Below are 250 nucleotides of genomic sequence, written 5' to 3'. Positions count from 1 at the left end.
CGTGGAGCCCGCCGGTGGCGTGCCGCCGGCTTTCGGCGCGGCGGGGGCGGCGGTGAAATAGCCGGTCAGCCGGTCGGCGGTGACGGACCGGCCGTCCTTGCCGACCACTTTCGCATGGCCGATCGCGACCGCCTTGCGGGCCTCGGACCAGTATTGCAGCGCCCTGGTGGCGGTGACCGTCTCGGTCGGGGTGATCAGCCGCAGGTTGCCGCCGGTCAGCACGAGTTCGTGGCGGGCCATGTGATAGACC

1 protein-coding gene is annotated in these 250 nt (G+C 72.0%); it reads right to left on the bottom strand.

Going from position 1 to position 250, the window contains the following annotated elements; genetic code table 11:
- A partial coding sequence (locus GUI70_RS23870) for a hypothetical protein (protein ID WP_202630628.1) occupies positions 1-250 on the bottom strand: 250 nt, incomplete at both ends.

This window comes from Deinococcus alpinitundrae, from assembly GCF_009982895.1.
GTDB lineage: Bacteria > Deinococcota > Deinococci > Deinococcales > Deinococcaceae > Deinococcus > Deinococcus alpinitundrae.
This window is presented reverse-complemented; position numbering and strand designations above follow the sequence as displayed.